Below are 17,974 nucleotides of genomic sequence, written 5' to 3' on the forward strand. Positions count from 1 at the left end.
CAATGCCGAAATCGAGAAGATGCCTATACTTATTGCCTGCATTGTTTTTCTGCAGTAGCCTTTTTGCGCAAGTTAAAAATGGACAAGCTTTAGCCTATAAAAATCCAAAGCTAAGTATTGATTTGAGGGTAAAAGATCTCATTTCGAGAATGACACCGGAGGAGAAATTCTGGCAGTTATTTATGATTCCAGGTGACGTAACCGAAAAGAATAAAGATCAGTTTAAACAAGGTATTTTTGGTTTGCAGGTAAGTGCTGCTGCCCAGGGAAGTGGTAATGCACAACAAATGTTAACCTACAATACTTCTGAAGACGGACTTTCTCTGGCTAAAAAAGTTAACAAAATCCAAAAATATTTTGTTGAGGAAACCCGTTTGGGCATCCCAATCATTCCATTCGATGAAGCTTTACATGGTTTGGTTAGGCAAGGCGCTACCGCTTTTCCACAATCAATTGGTTTAGCGGCAAGTTTCGATACTGCTTTAGTGGCCAAGATTGGTACAGCTATCGCCAAAGAGGCAAGAGCACGCGGCCTGAGAGATCTTTTGGCGCCTGTAATTAATATGGCTACAGATGTTAGATGGGGAAGGGTAGAAGAAACCTATGGAGAGGATCCTTATTTAACAACGGTTCTGGGCCATGCTTTTATGAATGCCATAGAAAGGCAAAATATTATTGTTACCCCAAAGCATTTTATTGCCAATATTGGCGATGGTGGTCGGGATAGTTATCCAATTGAAATGGATAAACATTATTTAGAAGAAATCCACTTTCCTGCATTTAAGGATGGTGTTAAAAATGTAGGTATACGTTCATTAATGACTTCCTATAACAGTGTTTTTGGCTCTCCTGCAACCTCAAATAAATGGCTGCTTACCACTAAACTAAAAACGGAATGGGGCTTTAAGGGCTTCGTAATTTCTGACGCAGGTGCAGTTGGCGGTGCCAATGTATTACATTTTACGGCTAAAGATTATAAAGATGCAACGGCACAATCAATTAACGCTGGCCTTGATGTAATCTTCCAGGTAGATTATAACCATTACAAACTTTTTCTACCTGCATTTTTAGATGGCAGCATTCCCAAATCCAGAATAGACGATGCCCTTGCCAGGGTTCTGAAAGCTAAATTCGAGCTTGGGCTGTTTGAGCATCCTTACGTGGATGAAAGTATTGCTGAAAAGATGCTAAGCGATCAAAGTAATCACAATCTAGCCAAAGAGGCTGCCTTAAAATCTTTGGTACTCCTAAAAAACGATAACACGCTTCCCCTAAAAACTACAAAACGGATTCTATTATTAGGTGAAGATGCAATTGAAGCCAGGTTAGGTGGATATAGTGGTACTGGAAATAAAAAGATAAATATCTTGGAAGGGTTGAAAAGTGCAGTATCCAACGATGTTGAAATCAATTATTTAAAAGGAAGCAGTCGCGAGCTTCAATCTTATGTTCCTATTGATAGCCAGTTTCTTTCTGTTAATCAAAAAGCAGGATTAATCGGGACCTATTACAAAGGGCTTCGCTTCTCCGGAAAACCCGTTAAAGAAGTAAATGATAAGGTTGTTAATTTCAGTTGGACATTATACCCACCTGATGAGCAACTTCAGTTAGATGATTATTCGGTACGGTGGGCCGGTAAAATTAAGGTACCACAAAATGCCGATGTTAATATCGGATTAGAGGGTAATGATGGTTACCGATTATACCTGGATAACCAACTGATTATCGATAATTGGGATAAAAAATCTTTCAGCACGAAGACGGTTCCATTTCATTTCGAAAAAAATAAGGAGTATGCAATTAAGGTCGAATTTTTTGAGCCTAAAGGCAATGGTAAAATCAAATTGATCTGGGATTATGATATCAGGAAATCAAACGAAATAACTGATGCGGTGGCTGCTGCAAAAAATAAAGATGCAATCGTATTTGTTACAGGCATAAAAGAAGGAGAGTTTTTAGATCGGGCCATGTTAAACCTACCTGGTAACCAAGAATTGTTATTGGAAGAGCTCGCAAAAACAGGAAAACCTATTATTGTGGTATTAACTGGTGGAAGTGCCATCAATATGCAGCCTTGGTTAAATAAAGTAAACGCGGTTTTAAACGCGTGGTACCCTGGCGAAGCAGGAGGTGCTGCCGTTGCTGATGTATTGCTGGGAAAAGCAAATCCATCTGGGAAGCTTCCAATTACTTACCCGATTGACGAATCGCAGTTACCCCTGGTTTACAATCACAAACCTACCGGGAGAAGCGATGATTATAACAACTTAAGCGGCGAGCCACTTTTTCCATTTGGATATGGATTAAGTTACACCAACTTTTCTTATACAAATTTGACGTTTAACCGCAAAAGTATCGCTAAAAATGAAACTGCTAACTTAAGCTTCGAGCTTAAAAATACAGGCAATTACGACGGTGAAGAAGTGGTACAGTTGTACATGAGACCTTTATTAAGCAAATTGGCTCAGCCTGTTCTTGCACTGCGTGCTTTCCAGCGGATACATTTAAAGGTTGGTGAAACAAAGGTAATTTCATTCAAAATGAATAAAGAGGTGCTTCAAACACTTAATATCAATAATGTATGGGAAGTAGCTCCAGGAGAATATAGAATTATGATCGGATCATCAAGTAAATCACTTTATTTAAAAGATAATTTAATCGTTAAACCTTAATAATACACCCCTATGTGGGTATAAACCATATCAAGTAATAGTTGCCGCAGATTCTGGTTAAATCTGCGGCTTTTTTATTTTAATCCGAGTTTTCTTGTGCCCGTCCTCCTGAATTATATCAGGATCTAATATTGAGATGTTAGATGGATGATAGATAGATCCTCAAATGTTTTTTGCCACGGAAGCACGGAAAACACGGAATTTCCATGCGGTCGTCATCCTGAGCGGAGCCGAAGGATATTTGGAATTGTAGCACCTAACTTTGCGATCTTCGCGCCTTTTCTCCTCGAACTTTGCGGTTAAATAAAGATGAAGTTATTTCAATTCTTCAATCCCCAATTTCACAGCAAGTTCATTCAGATCCTTTACCACTACATCTATTATCGGAATACCATTGATTTTCCTTTCCTGCTCAAATTCATGTTCAGGTTCGCCAGGGATGATTACCTTTTTATCAGGATCTATCGTTTTTGCACTTTTAAAGCGTTCTACCCAATTATCTAAATGATTTTTGAAGTCTGCAGCTGGCCTGAAACCATCTACACGCATAGCGCCTAAAAAGTGGCCAAGTCCTTCGCCAACCGGATTTGCTGATGGTTCTAAAAAAGCTACAAAAGGAGGTACCCAAGGACCATAATTGGCGCCAGAGAGCACCGCTGATAAAATATCAACCGTTGCACTCAGGCCATAACCTTTATGGCTACCATGATCTTTATCGCTGCCCAAAGGAAGGAGTGAACCTCCGTTTTTTAATTCGTTTGGATCTGTTGAGTTTACTCCGCTTTTATCCTGAACCCAGCCATCAGGAATACTTTTATTTGCTCTCTGGGCAATTTCTAATTTACCATTTGCTGCGGCTGCTGTAGCCATATCTACAATTACTGGTGAGTATTTCCCTGCGGGAAAGGCATAACACATGGGGTTCGTGCCCAGTAAACGTTCGTTGGCATAAGTAGGGGCCACCAAGGGGCTTGCATTGGTCATACTAATGCCGATCATATCTTTTTCTACCGCCATTAAAGCATGGTAACCTGCAATACCAAAATGGTTGGAGTTTTTAACCGATACCCATCCGCTACCGTATTTTTCTGCTTTTTCGATGGCAATCTTCATTGCGAAAGGTGCAACCACTAAGCCTAAACCTGCATCGCCATCTACAGTGGCAGTAGTAGGTGTTTCATGTACAATTTTAATATCAGGTGTAGCATTAATCCTTTTCTTTTCCCAAAGACGTACATAACCGCTTAAACGGGCAACGCCGTGCGAGTCGATTCCACGTAAATCTGAACGGATCAACACATCGGTTGCTAAATCGGCATGCTCATCAGAACAGCCCATTTTTTTAAAAACGTTATAAGTAAAATTCCTAAGATTGGTTTCTGTAAAAGTGATGAAATTCATTTTTTATTTTTTGTCGTCATTGCGAGGCACGAAGCAATCCTACAACTATCGCTAAACTAGATGCATTAAGATTGCTTCGTGCCTCGCAATGACGGATTATCTAATAATTACGGCAATAAAACAGTAAAATCGCCTCCCAGTGGTTCGAAGTTTTCTATGCATGAGGAAAGAAAATCTTCCCCATAATTTACATACATGGGTGCAATATTCAAGGTTCTTTCCTGAAGTGCTCCATTTGGGAAAAGTCTTTTCTTTACATTATCAATCTGTAGCAATGCCGTTTCATGTTTCCTTTTCTCTGCGCGGAATAGTTTCTTCTCCAGGTTAGCCAATAAATGATTGGTCCGCTGTTTTGCTGTATCTGTTGATACGGAAAGCGTTTTGTCTATTTTGTAGGCATTTAGCTTAATTTGATCAAAAATGCTGTTAATGGCCCTGGTTTCATCAGCCAAACTCAATTGGGCGGTTGTATTTCGCTTTACCCAAATGTTTTTTAACGCTTCAACGGGTAAAAATATATCTTCTAAAGAAAAACCTAAGTGGTATAAATTCTGCGCACTGCGTTTATCAATCAATAAAGCTGAATTACGAAGTAATAAAACCGGGAAATCAACTTTATAAAAGTCGAAATTTGCCTTTAACTGCATCCAGTAAGCTACTTCTGCACCGCCACCTATATAAGCTATGTTTGGCAAAATCACTTCCTGGTACATCGGCCGCATCACCACATTTGGGCTAAAACGCTCGGGATATGATTCAATTTCGGCTTTTAGTTCCGCTTCGGTAAAACCAATGTCTGTATGATTTACAATGTATTTTCCTTTTTCGAAGATCAAACGCTCTCGCAGGTTGTCAATAAGGTAAAAGAAGTTAATATCACGGCCATTTACCTGGGTTTTATAGCCTAAATCCTCCAGGTTTTTCGAGCTGTTTTCTATATTTTTTGCACTATTATGCTGAATAATATCTTCGGTAATGATACCCGCAAATTGCTTTTTTAGTTGTGCATCATCTGCATTTACTATCACCAGGCCATATTTTTCGAATAAATTGTTTACCAGAAACCTGGTGGCATCGGCTAAATTATCGTGTTCTAAATATGCTTGTTCTACCAATTTGGCAATCCGTTTTCCATTTTTAGATATGCCTAAATAGCCTTTATAAGCGGTTACCGCTGCAGCAACGGTTTTGGTACTTAACCTGCCGGTTGCACCATTGGTTTGCTGTATCCAGCTGATGTTCTTTTCATCAACACTTACATGGTTAATTTCATCAAAATCGTGATCCTCTGTTGCCATCCAATAAACCGGAACAAAGTTTTTATCGGGATGGGCCATTTTTAACTCGATGGCTAAATTTATGGTGGTTACAATTTTGTAGATAAAATAAAGTGGGCCGGTAAAAAGATTCAACTGGTGGCCCGTGGTAACCGTAAAGGTATTCGCCGAGCCTAAAAGTTCTATGTTTTTGGTAACCGATTTATTGGGCTGTAAATGTTGGTATTGATCTTGTAAAACCTTAACTAAAGTTTCTCTGTTTCCTAAGAAATTTCTATGCTCAATTGCTTTGGCTAAGCCCTCCATGTCAGGACGATAGCTGTAAAAAGCTTTAAGCTGTTCTTCGTCGTTAATATAATCTAAAACCAGTTTTGAAAATGACCCGGTTTCCTGATATGAGATATATTTTGCCTGCATGATGTGCGAAAGTAATGCAATTTAAGGATAATCGTAAAGTCGCGCCACTATTTTACAATTGTTAAATAATTAGAGATTGCTTTCAATCGCGCCAACTTTTTCACGGTACAAATCAATCGTGCTATCTAAAAGCACCGCAATTACCGTTAATTCAGGATCTAATTTATCTTTAGGTACGGGAATGTAAACAATACCCGGTATTTTGCTCCAATACAGTTTGTTATAAATTTCATGTGGCAGCATGGTACCTTCACCCACAATCCTGATCCTGCTGATGTTGTTTTTTAATCCTTTAATGGCAATTGGCCCGGTTGGTGTGCCTTCTACAAATAAGTAAAGGGTTTGTTTATCTGCAGAAAGTGCTGTATTGCCCTGGTAATGTCCTGCCGGAATTCCACCTGTTGTTTTGTATAATGCTTCAGCATTTTTGATTACCCAGTTGTTAACCTTTGGATTAACATTTTTAATACCTGGTTTAAAATCAAAACCATCAGCAGTCAGATTGGTGTTCTGAAAAATATTTACACCAGAATTTAAATCATAAGAAAGTTTTCTCAGATTATAATTGGTTAGGTCTAAATGTTGGGATGCTGCAAATAAAGTTTCTAAAGAAATGGTTTGTTTTTTTTCTTTTGATAATTGGATTGGCTCGTTTAGAAAAACTTTTAACACCGTAACATCATTATCGAAATCGCTTTCATTAACATCAATAAAATAATCAGTTTCATTTAGTTTTACCGTGTTTATTGATGTTTTATTACCAATCAACTCTACCTTTTTTATTTTAGATTTTACGCCGCTAAGCAAAATGCCATTTCTGGTTTTGTAATCAAGATAGAGATATAGAACATCTTTGTTTTTTGATAATGCTGTTTTCCCTACAAAATGTCCATCAGGGATCCCGGCCTGCGTTCCGTAAATTGCCTCACTGTGTTTTTTGGTCCAGCGACCTAAATCTTTTAAAATTTTAACCTGTTCTGGTGCAATAGTTCCATCCGCTTTTGGTCCAATATCAAGCAATAAATTACCGCCCATGCTGATACAATCAACCAGGGTGCGGATGATCATGTTTGATGATTTATAATGATTGTCGTAAGGCTGATAGCCCCACGAATCATTCATGGTGTAACAAAGTTCCCATTCTGGTGAGTTTGGTTTTACAACGGGAACACCCTGCTCCGGTGTATCATAATCGCCATGCCCATTTAAGCGAGAGTTGATAATGATACTTTGATTTACCTTGCGTAAGTTCGATAATATGTTCTTAGCCTGCCATTCTTCACCACTATGCTCCCAATCGCCATCAAACCATACCAGGTCAGGATTATATTTGGCCGAAAGTTCGTTTAACTGCCCTTGGAAATAATTCTGGAATTTTTTAAAGCGTACGGGATCCTGTTTATAATTATAACGTTTCTTGTCGCGGGTAAAACCATCATAATCCGGGTAGCTCCAATCAGGTAAAGAAAAATATAACCCTGTTTTAAGGCCCGATTTTTTAAGTTCAGTCACAAATGGAGTGATTAAATCTTTTTTTGCAGCACTACTTTTTAATGTTGTTGTGGCTAAGGGAGCCTTACTATCCCAAAGGGCAACACCATCATGGTGTTTTGTGGTAATTACGGCATATTTGGCACCGCTTTCTTTAATCAGGTTTACCCATTCTTCTGGTCTGTATTTTGCAGCGGTAAAACCATCGAGTTGTTTCATATAAGCATCATGATTGATGTAATTGTTAAAAAAAGACCACGATTCTGAAATACCATTGACAGAATAAATGCCCCAATGGATGAAAATGCCCAGTTTGGCATTGGCAAACCATTGCATTTTTTGATCAGAAATTTTTTGTTGAGCAGAAAGCCTGCTGTTGATGAATAGGGAAAATAAAATGATAAAAAACTTTAAATAACGCATGATCTTGTTTAGTATATCTAAACGTTAAATATAATGTTTTATAGCTGTTTTTTTTAAACAAAAAATGGGTGTGAAGTCAGATGTTATCATCTGACTGGAATTTCAACTACATGTCAGATGGTAACATCTGACACCACAGAAAGGTAGCAATAACAAAATATTATTTATAAAAAAAGCCGCTCTGAATAATCAGAACGGCTGTAAAATATTTGGTTTAGTGATTTACCATTTTTTTCTGCGTTCGCCACTGCCACCTTCACGGTTTCCGCCTTCTCTGCGCGGACCTCCGGTGTTGCCACCTTTGTCGTCACGGCTACGTCCAGAGAAATCTCTGAAACCGCCACCGCTGTTACCACCTTCACGTCTTCCACTACCACCGCCAGAACTTCTTCTGTCGCCGCCGCTGCGATAACCGCCGCCACCGCCGCTTCTGCGTTCACCGCCGAAACCACCGCCACCGCTACGTCTTTCGCCGCCACCGCGTCTTTCGCCAGCACCTTCACCACGACCACCGTCTCCGCTTTTCTCGATACGTACCTGACGACCGTTAAACTCAACAGATTTAAAGCCTTCAAAAACTTTGTCAGCTACGTCGTCTTCCACTTCAAAGAAAGAGAAAACACCTTTTAAATCGATTTTACCAACGCTTTTGCCACCAATTTTACCGTTGTTACAGATAAATGATAACATATCGCCACGGGTAAACTCATCTACAGAACCTAAGTTGATGAACAAACGGGTGTAACCTTCGCTACCACGTCCACGTCCGGCACCTCTTTCGCCTCTGTCCGCACCACGGTCGTCGCCAACTGCTGCATTTAAATCAGGTGCTTTAGAGTAGTAATCCAAGAAACGGTTAAATTCTAACGAAGCAAAACGTTTAATTACATCTTCTTTTGATAAATCAGCAAATTCATCCATAATACGTGGAATGTACTGATCAATTTGTTCGTTGTTAACTTCTACATTGTGTACTTTATGTACCAAAGAGAACAATTGTTTTTCACAAACATCAAATCCTGTAGGAAGCTCAGCTTTGGTAAATTGTTTACCAATAATGCGTTCTAACTGACGGATTTTTCCTAATTCTTTAGAGTTGATGATACAGATAGAAATACCTGTTTTACCAGCACGACCAGTACGGCCAGAACGGTGGGTATAGCTTTCAATTTCGTCAGGTAAAGAATAGTTGATTACGTGTGTTACATTGTTTACATCGATACCACGTGCGGCAACATCAGTAGCAATTAACAACTGCATGTTACGCTCACGGAAACGTTGCATTACTTTATCACGTTGTTGTTGCGATAAATCGCCGTGTAAAGCATCAGCATTGTAACCATCTTTAATTAAGTGCTCAGCAACATCTTGTGTATCCAATTTGGTTTTACAAAATACTACGGCAAAAATTTCAGGGTTAAAATCTACAATACGTTTTAAGGCAGCATATTTATCACGTGCACGAACAATGTAATATTCGTGTTCGATGTTTACGTTACCTGTATTTTTTGTGCCCATGGTTAATTCAACAGGGTTATCCATATAGTTCTTAGCTATACGGCGAACTTCTGCAGGCATGGTAGCCGAGAATAACCAGGTTTTTTTGTCATCAGGAGTAGTTGATAAAATGTCGTTGATGTCGTCCTGGAAACCCATGTTCAACATCTCGTCAGCTTCATCAAGCACAACATATTTAACGTTAGTAAAGTCAATGGCTTTACGGCCAATGATATCCAACATACGGCCGGGCGTGGCCACTACGATCTGAACGCCTTGGCGTATTTCGCGTAGTTGTTGCATAATGTTCGCGCCACCGTAAACGGCAACAACGTGGGCATTAGCAACGTTTTTAGAAAAGTTTTTAAGGTCGTTAGCGATTTGCAAGCATAACTCACGGGTAGGGCATAAAATTAATGCCTGCGGTTTTGTTACTTTAAAATCGATTAGTTCTAACAGCGGCAAACCAAATGCGGCTGTTTTTCCTGTTCCTGTTTGGGCCAAACCAACAAAATCATTAGTGCCTTCTAACAGTACAGGAATACTTTGCTCCTGAATAGGTGTTGGAGTTTCAAATCCAAGATCCTTTACGGCATTAACGACGTCATCACTTATCCCCAATAATTGAAATGGGTTTGTCATTCGTCTTTTTATTTTTAATTGAGCCGCAAAGGTAAGGTTAATATTTCGTATTTCACAGATAATCAAGTAAATAGTTTTTTAAGCTAAATATTTGAAAATAAGGAAGTAATGAGAGATGCGTAATGGAATAGGGAAGACGAGTGATGAGTGGGTTTAAAATAAGGTCATGATTTTATCCTACGGGCTTATTTTTTTGATTTGGAAAGCAAATGCTTAAGCTTTCGGTTGCAGCAGCCCCGTTTTTCGTTTCAATCTTTTTCAAACCTTTCAGGTTTTAAAAAGGATTTTCACTCCAACCGGGTTTAGGTGGCTGAAGTAATGCCGCTATTTGCGTTTGTGTTTGAATAACCAATGTGGCAGTTCGTCGGTTAAAATTGCAGGAGCGAAAATATCGTTATGTGCTATATTGTCGAATTCCCAAAACCTGGTTTTATTGTGGCTTACTTCTTTGTAAAACTGCTCGTCACTATTAAAAGGGTTTTCGGTATCCATATTTCCATGGATCAACCAAATTGAAATGTTCGTTAGTGTTTTTATTTTGTCGAATTGTGGTATCCCCGAAATGCTTATACCTGCAGCAAATAAATCGGGCTTTAACGATAAGGCATTGATCACTGAAGAAGCACCCATCGAAAAACCAATGAGGTAAATCCTATTCTCATCAATATTTAAATTGTTTTTTAAGCTGTCAATCAGCTGTAGTGCGGTTGTTAAACACGGCTGTGGGACAGAGGTAAGTACGTTTCTGCTCTGATCTATCATGTAATTTGATGATCGCGAAGGGAACTGTGGTGCCAAAACAAAAGCGGGGTATTTCTCCTGTATTTCATCCGTGGCAAACAGTTTTGCCAAAATACCCAGCTGGCTCGTATTGTCGGTTCCAACCGCGTTTGATCCATGAAATACAATCACCAGTGGAAGTTTCCTGTTCGTACTTTTTGGGTTTAATAAGCGGTATACAATTGGTGTATCACCAGCGCCTTTGAATGATCCTTTCGTAAAAACATCGGTATTTAAACCCTTTATTTCTGCTATTCTCTGTTTAAGGTAAATAGAATCAACACTTTTTTCGATTTTGGTTTTTCCAAAAGTATGGATGCTTTTGTTGCATGATAAGATTCCGCAAAGCAAAACCACCGAACAAATGTAGTTAACGGTATAATTTATTTTAATCCGCATAGCGAGAGGTAATTTTATATAGAAATTAAAGAATTAGCGCAACCTTTCTGCCGAGCGGATTAATCTTTCGTCTTTATTGATGCCGAAAATGCCCAGCACAACAAATAAAATAGCTAAGGCAGGCAGATATGCTCCAACACCAAAACTGGCACCTTCAATACCGCCAGGTAGTTTTTTACCATAAACACTGCACCAAAAAGCAAAACCTCCAATTAGAATGATCGAAATAATTGCAATACGTTTTTGAAGACTTCTTTTTTTATAGTTGAAGATATTCATTAAACAAATAAATGCAACGGCGATATTGGTAATAATTAAAGGTAAAAAAGATTGGGTTTTAAGACTTATGCCTGCTTTAATGGTTAAAGTTTGATATAGCCCGGTAGTGTATACCGCTGATTCTGTTCCTGCAACATCTTTAGTGGCGATTGGTAAAAACAACATTAAAACTAAGGTTAATGCCGCTAAAAAAAACCAGATCGATTGTATTCTTTGTATCATGAATGTAAATATATAAGAACAAATCTAGCCTTTTTTGAGAAAAGAAAGAAAGATTAAAGTTCCCGAATAGGAGCAGGGATTCATAAGAAGCATTAATTGCTGTTTATGATGGAAATTTGCTCGGAATTCAGAACTCCAAACGCCAAACTCTCGCCTTAGCACTTTGCCCTTTGCACGTTAAACTGTACTTTTGCATCGCTTTGAGTAAAAAAAGGTATTTCATCCAATTGGCTTATGATGGCAGCTTATACCATGGCTGGCAAACACAGCCTAATGCAATCACCGTTCAGGAATTGTTAGATAAGGCTATGTCTGTTTTTTTTCGGCAACCAATCGAAACTTTGGGCTGTGGCAGAACAGATGCAGGCGTGCACGCTACTGATTTTTATGCGCATTTTGATGTTGAAGGTGTAGAAGAGACAAAGGTTTTAAGTGCGGTAACCGGTATTAATGCTATGTTGCCTTATCAAATTGCAGCAAAACGGATTATACCGGTGCCTGATGATGCTCATGCCCGCTTTGATGCTACTGCCCGTGCTTATAAATATTACCTTCACTTCGAAAAGGATCCTTTCAAACTTAACCTGTCGTGGTTGGTTAAAGATAAATTGGATGTAGAAGCGATGAACAATGCAGCGGCACTGTTGTTAAATTATACCGATTTTTCGTGTTTTAGTAAATCAAACACGCAAACTTTTACCAATAACTGTAAAATAACCAAAGCCATTTTCGAGCAGCAGGAAGATGGATTGGTTTTTACTATTCAGGCCGACCGTTTTCTACGCAACATGGTGAGGGCCATTATGGGTACTTTGGTAGAGATTGGTAAAAAAGAAATAAATTTAACAGATTTTAAAGCAATTATAGAAAGTAAAAACCGCAGTAAGGCCGGTCAATCGGTACCTGCCTGCGGTTTGTATTTAGTAAAGATAGAATACCCTTATATAAGGTAGAAGGTTAAAGGCGTAAGGCGTAAGGTACAGCGACCGCTTTACAAGATGAACTTAATACTTTTTTGAAATTTGTGTAGGATATGTAAGCCCCTAGGCCCTAAACCTTACACCCTAAACCCTAAGCATGGCAGTTACAGGCGACGTATACAACACCGGATTACTGAAACGTATTTTTCGATACGTAAAGCCTTACCGTGCCGTTTTTGTGTGGTCGGTTATTTTAACCATTCTGCTTGCAGCCATTTCTCCGGTACGTCCGTTTTTAATTAAGTATACACTCGATCATTATATTTTAGCAGGCAATTATTCTGGTCTGGTGAATATGACCATGTTGATGATCTTTATGTTGATCTTACAGACTTTGATCCAATATAACCATACGCTTTTGACCAATACACTAGGTCAATCGGTTATCCGCGATCTTCGGATCAATGTTTTTAACCACATTACAAAACTCCGCCTAAAATTTTTCGATAAAACGCCCATCGGACAATTAATTACCAGAACGGTTTCAGATTTGGAAACCATTGCCGATATCTTTTCGGAGGGTTTAATCTCGATGATCGGCGATAGTTTGCAGGTTGTGGTGATTGTGTGTGTAATGTTGTATACCGATTGGCAATTGAGTTTGGTGGTGCTTTTACCCATTCCACTCTTGATCATTGCTACCCGGAAATTTCAGAAGGCGATTAAAGTTGCATTTCAGGAAATTAGGAATGAGGTATCTAACCTGAATACCTTTTTGCAAGAGCACATTACAGGCGTTTCTATTGTTCAATACTTTGCGAGAGAGAAACAGGAGTATGGAAAATTCTACGCCATTAATAAGCGCTATCGCGATGCCAATATCCGTTCTAACTGGTATTATTCTATCTTTTTCCCCGTGGTGGAGCTAATCTCGGCCATGTCGTTAGGTTTGTTGGTGTGGTACGGTGCAAAAAGTATTCTTTCCAAGCCGTTGGATGTAACGCCTGGAACCATCACACAGTTTATTATGTACCTGGGTATGGTATTTACACCGATCCGCCAATTGGCTGATAAGTTTAATACGCTGCAGATGGGAATGGTAGGCGCTGAACGTGTTTTTAAAGTTTTAGATACTGATGAAACTACGCCAAATATGGGGGCGCAAAAGCCAGCCAGATTAGACGGAAATATTAAATTCGAAAAGGTTTGGTTTGCCTATAACGACGAGAACTACGTACTGAAAGACCTTACATTCGAAGTGAAGGCTGGCGAAACCGTAGCTTTGGTAGGGGCAACGGGTGCTGGTAAATCTTCCACAATTAATATCCTGAACCGTTTTTACGAAGTTAAAAGGGGAGATATTACGGTTGACGGGATCCATATCGAAGATTTTGATCTGGATTACTTAAGGAGCAATATTGCTACTGTACTTCAGGATGTTTTCTTGTTTTCGGATACCATTTTAAACAACATTACACTAAATAACCCCCAAATTACCATCGAAGAAGTGGTGAATGCTGCCAAAAAAGTTGGTGCGCACGATTTTATCGAACGTTTACCGGGTGGCTATCAATATAATGTGATGGAAAGAGGTGCTACACTCTCAGCTGGTCAGGCCCAGTTGATTTCTTTTATCCGTGCCCTCGTGCATAATCCGGCTATTTTGGTTTTAGATGAAGCCACTTCATCAGTTGATACCGAAACAGAATTATTGATCCAGAAGGCCATTGATAATTTAATGGAAGGTAGAACCTCAATTGTGATTGCCCACCGTTTATCCACCATTCAAAAGGCCGATCAGATTATTGTGCTCGATAAAGGTGAGATTAAAGAAAAAGGCACACATCAACAGCTGTTAAAATTAAATGGCTACTATAAAAAGCTTTACGATCTGCAGTTCTCTTCAAAAGGGATAGCTAAAGTTTAAATATTTATTCTCAAGGATTTTCTTAATTTAACAGCTTCTTAAACCCAATAGGAAGATGAAACGGTTAAAATTACTTGCCTTATTCTTGTTTTCGGCTTTAGTCTTGCAAGTTTCTGCACAGCAGAAAAAATACGTAATGGTGATTCACGGTGGTGCCGGCACCATTCTCAAAAAGAATATGAGTCCCGAAAAAGAGGCTGCCTATATTTCTGCCTTAACAAAAGCATTAAATGTGGGTTATGCAGAAATTAAAGCAGGTAAATCGAGCCTCGATGCTGTTGAGGCAACCATTCACGTTTTAGAAAACGATCCTCATTTTAATGCAGGTAAAGGCGCTGTTTTCACTCACGATGGCAGAAATGAGCTCGATGCCGCAATAATGGATGGAAAAACCTTAATGGCAGGATCGGTAGCCGGAGTAACCACCATAAAAAATCCAATTTCTGCAGCCAGAGCAGTGATGGAAAAATCGGAACACGTAATGATGGTTGGCGCAGGTGCCGATCAATTTGCAAAAGAAGTCGGATTGGAAATCGTTGATCCTAAATATTTTTGGACTAAGGAACGCTGGGATGGCTTGCAACAGGCCATTAAAGAAGATTCTACCAAAGCGGTGTTAGATCATGGAAGTAAGAAATCGGAATTACTTGGAAGCAAAAATCACGATTATAAATTTGGTACGGTGGGGTGCGTGGCGCTGGATAAAGCCGGAAACTTGGCCGCAGGAACATCAACCGGTGGTATGACGAACAAAAAATACGGACGGGTGGGCGATGCACCGATTATTGGTGCGGGTACCTATTGCAATAATGAGACAGCCGGTATTTCCTGTACTGGTTGGGGCGAGTTTTATATCCGCAATGTGGTGGCCAAAACGATTTCCGATTTAATGGAATATAAGGGTTTATCTGTTGCAGAGGCGTCGAAAATTGCTTTAGATAAAGTAGGTGAAATGGGTGGCGACGGTGGTTTAATTGCATTGGATAAAAAAGGAAATATGACTATGCCCTTTAATACCGAGGGAATGTATAGAGGCTCAATTACTGCCGACGGGAAAATTGAAGTCAGTATTTATAAATAGAAATTATCTTACGCTTACTGTGTTCATATTCGATAGCAAGCCAAAATACCAAAAAAATAAAGATGACATTTATAGAATTCGTAAAAAAAATATTTGCCAATTTAACCTTTCAGGTTATCATAGCTATCATAATCGGGATTAATGTTGGGATTTTCTTTCCGGGTTTTGCCCCTACGGCTAAATTAATCAGTCAGGGTTTTATCAACCTGATTAGCATGTTAATTGCACCGATTATATTCTTTACCATTGTTTTAGGAATCGCACACATGGGCGATATGAAAAAAGTAGGCAGGGTGGGTGGCAAGGCATTGTTATATTTCGAAATTGTAAGCACAGTAGCTATTGCAATTGGTTTAGTGGTAGCCAATGTTTTAAAGCCAGGTGCCGGAATGATAACTAAGGCTAGCGATGCTACAAAAATTGTAGGTTATGCCGAGCAGGCTAAAGATATGAACTGGGCAGAATTCTTTCTGCATATTATCCCGCATAATGTGATTGCTGCTTTTGCTGAGGGAAACATTTTACAGATTTTGCTGTTTGCCATTCTTTTCGGTTATGGTTTAAATAAATTGGGCGGAGAGGGAACAAGCGTTTTAAATGCCTTCGATAAAATATCGAAAGTACTCTTCAAAATCATGAAGGTAATTATGCGTTTAGCGCCAATTGGCGCTTTCGGTGGAATGGCTTTCAGTATTGGTACGCATGGCCTGGAGAGTATAGTGGGCATGGCCAAACTGATGGGCTCGGTTTATTTAACCTGCTTCTTATTTATTTTTGTGATTTTAAATGGAATTTGCAGGTACTATAAATTTAGCCTTTGGCAATACCTGAAGTATATCCGTCAGGAAATTTTAATTGTACTGGGTACTTCTTCTTCAGAGTCGGCCCTGCCAAGCATGATGCAGAAAATGGAAGCCATCGGTTGCGATAAATCGGTTGTTGGTTTGGTTATTCCTACCGGCTATTCTTTTAATCTTGATGGAACGGCAATTTACCTGGCCATGGCCGTTATATTTCTTTGTCAGGTTTTTCATGTCGATTTATCCTTAGGCCAGCAGATTACAGTTTTAGGCGTGCTAATGGTTACTTCTAAGGGTGCAGCTGGGGTAACAGGAAGTGGTTTTATCGTTTTAGTATCAACCTTAACAGCTTTAAAAATTATGCCGATAGAACATATCTCCATATTAATTGGTGTAGACCGTTTTATGAGCGAAGCAAGGGCTATAACCAATGTAATCGGAAACGGCGTGGCCACCATAGTAATTGCTAAAAGTGAAAACCAGTTTGATGAGGCAAAGTATCAGAAAGCTATTCAGCCTGCAATGATAGAAAAAGCAGAGGAGGTGTAGTTTGAAGTTTTCAGTTGTGAGTTTTCAGTTCAAGGAGTATAATTTAAAGCGCCCAGGAACTCCGAACTAAAAACTCCGAACTCCCAAACTAATTAAGTATCTTTGCAGCAGAAACATGCACACAGCTTGTTTAATTAATCCACAGCAAATTGGCTCAAGAAGAACAAAATAACCGCAAAGAAAAAAGCGAGTTACACCCACGCAACAAACACCGTTCGCGTTACAATTTCAAACAACTTATTGCAACATCAAAAGAATTAAAACGTTTCGTTTTTAAAAACGAACACAATGATGATTCTATTGATTTTGCTGATCAAAGTGCCGTTAAAGCACTTAATAGAGCATTGTTGAAATATTTCTATAACATTTCACAATGGGATATTCCTCAGGATTTTCTTTGTCCGCCTATTCCGGGCCGGGCTGATTATATTCACTATGTTGCCGATCTATTAGGGTCAAGCAATAAAGGTAAAAACCCTAAAGGAGCTAATATTAATGTATTGGATATTGGTGTAGGTGCAAACTGTATTTACCCCATCATTGGTCACCAGGAATATGGCTGGAGTTTCGTAGGTTCTGAGATCGATCCACTTTCGGTCGATTCGGCAAAGCGCATTATCGAAGCCAATAAACCATTACAAGGGGCAGTAGAAATCCGTCAGCAATCTTCAAAAATGGGTATTTTTAGAGGTATTGTGGGTGGTAAAGAAAGGTTCGATGCTGTGGTTTGTAACCCACCGTTTCATGCTTCGTTAAAAGAGGCTGAGCAGGGTACCCGCCAAAAATGGCGTAACCTGGGCGGAAATGAAAAGGAAGTAAAACACGTATTAAACTTTGGCGGTAACAAGGCCGAGCTTTGGTGCCCAGGTGGTGAACGTGCTTTTGTAGAGCAGATGATTATCCAGAGTGAACAGATCAAAAATCAGGTTTTATGGTTTACCTCATTGGTATCAAAAAGTGCCAACTTAAAAAGTATCTACAGCGCATTGGTTAAAGCAAATGCTTTTGAGGTAACTACCGTTCAAATGAGCCAGGGACAAAAAATAAGCCGTTTCGTAGCATGGACTTTCCATGACGAAGCTGCACAGGCCGAATGGGTGAAAGCTTGGAAAACCGAACCGAAACCTAAAGCAGAAAGTCCTAAAGCTGAAGTTAAAAGTCTTTAGTCTGATAAATAGTAAAACAAAGCCGGATCAA

At 39.3% G+C, this 17,974-nt stretch carries 12 protein-coding genes; 6 read left to right on the forward strand and 6 right to left on the reverse strand.

Features of this window, described 5'->3' with window-relative positions:
• The first annotated feature begins 2 nt into the window (after window positions 1–2).
• Window positions 3–2,672: a beta-glucosidase gene (locus tag EYS08_RS10340; protein WP_131029971.1), complete on the forward strand. Its 2,670-nt coding sequence runs from the start codon at window positions 3–5 to the stop codon at window positions 2,670–2,672.
• A 315-nt stretch (window positions 2,673–2,987) separates the two neighbouring features.
• Here EYS08_RS10340 and EYS08_RS10345 read toward each other — a convergent pair whose 3' ends face one another.
• The 6 genes from EYS08_RS10345 to EYS08_RS10370 form a co-directional block, all read right to left on the reverse strand.
• The gene (locus tag EYS08_RS10345; RefSeq protein WP_131029972.1) at window positions 2,988–4,073 is read right to left on the reverse strand and encodes an Ldh family oxidoreductase; all 1,086 of its coding nucleotides are present in this window, start codon (window positions 4,071–4,073) and stop codon (window positions 2,988–2,990) included.
• Window positions 4,074–4,180: 107 nt separating this feature from the next.
• The gene (gene bshC / locus EYS08_RS10350; protein WP_131029973.1) at window positions 4,181–5,767 is read right to left on the reverse strand and encodes a bacillithiol biosynthesis cysteine-adding enzyme BshC; all 1,587 of its coding nucleotides are present in this window, start codon (window positions 5,765–5,767) and stop codon (window positions 4,181–4,183) included.
• Window positions 5,768–5,836: 69 nt separating this feature from the next.
• Complete coding sequence (locus EYS08_RS10355; protein ID WP_131029974.1) at window positions 5,837–7,681, reverse strand: alpha-L-fucosidase; 1,845 nt, start codon at window positions 7,679–7,681, stop codon at window positions 5,837–5,839.
• Between the two features lie 222 nt (window positions 7,682–7,903).
• Window positions 7,904–9,820: a DEAD/DEAH box helicase gene (locus EYS08_RS10360; protein ID WP_131029975.1), complete on the reverse strand. Its 1,917-nt coding sequence runs from the start codon at window positions 9,818–9,820 to the stop codon at window positions 7,904–7,906.
• A 324-nt stretch (window positions 9,821–10,144) separates the two neighbouring features.
• Window positions 10,145–10,999, reverse strand: coding sequence for a carboxylesterase family protein (locus EYS08_RS10365; protein WP_131029976.1), 855 nt, complete (start codon window positions 10,997–10,999; stop codon window positions 10,145–10,147).
• A 33-nt stretch (window positions 11,000–11,032) separates the two neighbouring features.
• Window positions 11,033–11,500: a DUF4293 domain-containing protein gene (locus tag EYS08_RS10370; protein WP_131029977.1), complete on the reverse strand. Its 468-nt coding sequence runs from the start codon at window positions 11,498–11,500 to the stop codon at window positions 11,033–11,035.
• A gap of 200 nt (window positions 11,501–11,700) precedes the next feature.
• On the opposite strand from EYS08_RS10370, the gene truA reads away from it, so the two are divergent.
• The 5 genes from truA to rlmF all read left to right on the forward strand — a co-directional run bounded on the left by truA (window position 11,701) and on the right by rlmF (window position 17,943).
• On the forward strand, window positions 11,701–12,453 hold the full coding sequence (gene truA / locus EYS08_RS10375) for a tRNA pseudouridine(38-40) synthase TruA (protein ID WP_131030095.1): 753 nt from the start codon (window positions 11,701–11,703) through the stop codon (window positions 12,451–12,453).
• A 124-nt stretch (window positions 12,454–12,577) separates the two neighbouring features.
• Entirely contained in the window at window positions 12,578–14,347 is a 1,770-nt protein-coding gene (locus tag EYS08_RS10380; protein WP_131029978.1) for an ABC transporter ATP-binding protein, read from the forward strand.
• Window positions 14,348–14,402: 55 nt separating this feature from the next.
• Complete coding sequence (locus EYS08_RS10385; RefSeq protein WP_131029979.1) at window positions 14,403–15,428, forward strand: isoaspartyl peptidase/L-asparaginase family protein; 1,026 nt, start codon at window positions 14,403–14,405, stop codon at window positions 15,426–15,428.
• Window positions 15,429–15,490: 62 nt separating this feature from the next.
• Window positions 15,491–16,777: a C4-dicarboxylate transporter DctA gene (gene dctA / locus EYS08_RS10390; protein ID WP_131029980.1), complete on the forward strand. Its 1,287-nt coding sequence runs from the start codon at window positions 15,491–15,493 to the stop codon at window positions 16,775–16,777.
• A 149-nt stretch (window positions 16,778–16,926) separates the two neighbouring features.
• Window positions 16,927–17,943: a 23S rRNA (adenine(1618)-N(6))-methyltransferase RlmF gene (rlmF, locus tag EYS08_RS10395; RefSeq protein ID WP_131029981.1), complete on the forward strand. Its 1,017-nt coding sequence runs from the start codon at window positions 16,927–16,929 to the stop codon at window positions 17,941–17,943.
• The last annotated feature ends 31 nt before the right edge of the window (window positions 17,944–17,974 follow it).

Origin of the sequence: Pedobacter kyonggii (assembly GCF_004310665.1) — a bacterium.
In the GTDB taxonomy this organism is placed as follows: Bacteria; Bacteroidota; Bacteroidia; order Sphingobacteriales; family Sphingobacteriaceae; genus Pedobacter; species Pedobacter kyonggii.